This window comes from Cellulomonas endophytica, assembly GCF_004123805.1.
Classification (GTDB): Bacteria; Actinomycetota; Actinomycetes; order Actinomycetales; family Cellulomonadaceae; genus Cellulomonas; species Cellulomonas endophytica.
Window position 1 is genome coordinate 1 of sequence record NZ_RWJX01000144.1, and the last position, 3448, is coordinate 3448.

5 protein-coding genes are annotated in these 3448 nt (G+C 75.2%); 1 reads left to right on the forward strand and 4 read right to left on the reverse strand.

Going from position 1 to position 3448, the window contains the following annotated elements; genetic code table 11:
- From yidC to rpmH, 4 genes are all read right to left on the reverse strand, one after another.
- Positions 1-1127, reverse strand: a 1127-nt coding sequence (yidC, locus tag EJA20_RS18235) for a membrane protein insertase YidC (protein WP_129339923.1), incomplete at its 3' end; no start/stop codon positions are given.
- Between the two features lie 76 nt (positions 1128-1203).
- Positions 1204-1590 carry a membrane protein insertion efficiency factor YidD gene (gene yidD / locus EJA20_RS18240; protein WP_420836459.1) on the reverse strand — a complete coding sequence of 129 codons (387 nt, stop codon included), beginning with the start codon at positions 1588-1590 and terminating at the stop codon, positions 1204-1206.
- Between the two features lie 13 nt (positions 1591-1603).
- Positions 1604-1957: a ribonuclease P protein component gene (gene rnpA, locus EJA20_RS18245; protein ID WP_129339924.1), complete on the reverse strand. Its 354-nt coding sequence runs from the start codon at positions 1955-1957 to the stop codon at positions 1604-1606.
- A gap of 10 nt (positions 1958-1967) precedes the next feature.
- On the reverse strand, positions 1968-2105 hold the full coding sequence (gene rpmH, locus EJA20_RS18250) for a 50S ribosomal protein L34 (protein WP_034225701.1): 138 nt from the start codon (positions 2103-2105) through the stop codon (positions 1968-1970).
- Positions 2106-2784: 679 nt separating this feature from the next.
- Here rpmH and EJA20_RS19650 point away from each other — a divergent pair.
- On the forward strand, positions 2785-3448 hold a 664-nt coding region (locus EJA20_RS19650), incomplete at its 3' end, for a DnaA ATPase domain-containing protein (protein WP_420836460.1).

The window sequence follows — 3448 nt, forward strand, 5'->3', positions numbered from 1 at the left end:
CGCGGGGTGCGCGGGGAGGCGCCGTCGGGCCGCGGCTCGCGCGGGGCGGCACCCTCCGGGCGGGGCCTGCGCGGCGCGCGGGGGGCGGTGCCGTCGGTGGGCCGGCCGGTGCCGGGGGCGGAGGCGTCCATCGCGGACGACCCCGTGCCGGTGGCGCCGGCCGTCCCCGCGGGACGACCCCGGTCCTTGCGCCTGGGCTGCTGGCGCTGGCCGCGCGGCTTCTCCTCGACGACCGGCGCCTCGGGCTCGGCGAGCTCGATGCCCTTCGACCGGGCCTTCCGCGCGCGACGCTCCTTGAGCGCCATCTCGGCCTGCGAGCCCGGGGCCGGCATGCGGCGGATCGTGTAGAACTGCTGCCCCATCGACCACAGGTTCGTCGTCGTCCAGTAGACGAGGACACCGATCGGGAAGTTCACGCCCGACACCGCGAAGATCAGCGGCATCACGTAGAGCAGGATCTTCTGCTGCTGTGCCATGGGCCCCGTGAGGGCCGACGGCGGCATGTTCTTCATGGTGAGCTGGCGCTGGGTGAGGAACGTCGTCGCGGACATCGCGAGGATGAGCACGATCGTGACGACGCGGGTGTTCCAGTTGTCGCCGGCGAGCGTGAAGGTGCCGGACAGCGGCGCCCCGAAGACGGTCGCGGCCTCGGCCTGCGACGCGAGCTCGCGGGTGAGGACCCCGATGCCGTCCCGCCCGTTGACCTGCCCGCCCTCGGACAGCAGCTTCAGGGAGTTGAGGACGCGGAAGAGCGCGAAGAAGATCGGCGACTGCGCCAGGATCGGCAGGCACGAGGAGAACGGGTTCGTCCCGTGCTTGCGGTAGAGCTCCATGGTCTCGCGGGTCATCGCCTCGCGGGAGGCCTGGTCCTGCTTGCCCTTGTACTTCTTCTGGATCGCCTGGAGCTCGGGGGAGAGCATCTGGAGGCCGCGTGAGGCCTTGATCTGCTTGAAGAAGAGCGGGATCAGCAGGATCCGGATGACGATCACCAGGCCGACGATCGACAGCACCCAGGAGGCGCCGCCGGCCTCGTCGAGGCCTACGGCCGTGAGGAGCGAGTGGAACTGGACCATGATCCAGGCCACCGCGACCATGATCGGCCAGAGCAGGCTGTCGAACCAGTCCATGACGGGGAGCTCCTCGTGGTGGGTCAGATGGCGCCGGGCGCGGGGTGCGCGCCGCCGGCGCGGCGGGGGTGGAGGTCTAGGCGGCGGAGGCGGGCGGCAGCGACGGCCCCGCCGAGGGGGCGGCCCCGCCCGGCACGGTCGTCCCGGTGGGGCGTCCCGTCCGCTGCGGGTACGACGAGCCGCGGGGCCCGACGGTTCCCGTCCGGGCCGGCGGTACGTCGTCCACCCCGCCGGGCGCCCAGGGGTGGCACCGGCCGACCCGCCGCACCGCGAGCCAGCCGCCCCGCACCAGCCCGTGCCGCCGCAGCGCGATCACCGCGTACTGCGAGCAGGACGGGTAGTAGCGACAGGTCGGCGGCGTCAGGGGCGAGACGAACGTCTGGTAGCCGCGGACGAGCAGGACCAGGAGCGTCACGGGCAGCCCGCGCAGCACCACGAGCACCCGGGGCACGGGGGCGCTCACGCGCGGTCCCCGCTCACCGGTGGCCCGACCGGCGGACGGCCGTCGCGAGGGCGCCGTCCAGGTCGTGCGCGAGCTCGGCCGAGGACCCCGCCGCGGCAGGGGGCAGCGCGCGGACGACGAGGCGCCCGTCCACCGGCAGCCGGTCGAGGCGCGCGCGCACGAGCGCCCGCAGCCGCCGCTTCACGCGGTTGCGCACGACGGCGTTGCCGACGGCCTTGGACACGACGAGACCGACCACCGGGCCCGCGGCCCCGTGGTCGGTCGTCGTCAGGTGGACCACCAGCGTCTGCCGGGCCCCGCGCACCCCGCGCCGCACCGCCTGCTCGAAGTCGGCGGAGCGGCGCATCCGGTGCGCGGCCGGCAGCACCGGCGTCCGGTCAGGCCGAGAGCTCGGTGCGGCCCTTGCGGCGGCGCGCCGCGAGGATCGCCCGGCCCGCGCGGGTCCGCATGCGCAGGCGGAAGCCGTGCGTCTTGGCCCGACGCCGGTTGTTCGGCTGGAACGTGCGCTTGCTCACGAGAATCTCCACTGCTCCGAAGGGGCCCGGCCACCGGCCGGTCGAACTGGTCCGCGCCGCCGAGCTCACCGCTCCAGGGGTGCCGGCGACCGCGAGGTCGCCGGACCGCACCCGGCACCACCCGGAACGCGGGCACGCCAGCAGGAGCCATCAGGACGGCTGGGTCACGTTACGCCGCGGCCGCCGGGACGGTCAAACCTGCGTGCGATACCACCGCGCCCACGCAGGGCACGGGGGACACGCCGGGTCCGTGCACATCCGGACGACGAACGTCTCCCCGCACCCGCCGGGCACCTATACGATCGTCCCTCGTCGTCCAGGCCGGGCGGCCGCCGGGTGACCCGCGTGGGGCGCCGGACGGACCCGGCCCGGCGGCAGAGGCTGCACCACCGTCGCCACGACGAGCCCGTCGCGCCGCAGGTCAACCGGTCCACGGGGCCGGCCCACCCGCCGACGCGCGAGTTCCGCACAGGTGTGGACAACCGTGTGGACAACGCGTGGGGCGCGGCAGCGCGCCGGGCGCCGGACCGAGACCGAGGGTGGGACGTTGGCACAGGCGGACGAGAGCACGGCACTGTGGCAGCGGGCCGTCGAGGTGCTCGAGCGCAGCCAGGACGTGACGCAGCGCCAGCTCGCCTTCGTCCGTCTCGCCCGCCCCCTGGGCCTCCTCGACGGGACGATGCTGCTGGCCGTCCCGAACGAGCTGACGAAGGACTTCCTCGAGACGCGCACGCGCACGGAGGTGGTGGCGGCGCTCGTCGGCGTCCTCGGCCGCGAGGCCCGGATCGCCGTGACGGTCGACGACACGATGCCCGACGACGGCCCCGCGCTCGCCGCCGTGCACTCCGCCCCGCCGGCCGCCGCGACCGACCCCAGCACGCCCGCCTACGGCGTCCCGCTGCGCGACGGCGGGGACGGCTACCGGGCCGACCGCCTCGGCGAGATGCCGGCGGACCCCTTCACCACCGAGCCGTTCCGCGGCTCCGAGCCGGACTCCTACCGGCGCGACGCGTACCGGGAGGGCCGGCGCGGGTCCGAGGGCCGCGGCGACGTCTTCGGCGACGGCGACACGGTCGGGCGCCCCCCGATCGGCCGCCCCCTGCCCGCCGCGCACGGCCGGCCGGCGGACAACGGCCGCCTCAACCCCAAGTACACCTTCGACACGTTCGTGCCCGGCGCGTCCAACCGCTTCGCCCACGCGGCCGCCGTCGCGGTCGCCGAGGCACCCGCGAAGGCCTACAACCCGCTGTTCATCTACGGCGACTCGGGTCTGGGCAAGACGCACCTGCTGCACGCCATCGGCCACTACGCCCAGCACCTCTACCCCGCGGTGCGCGTGCGGT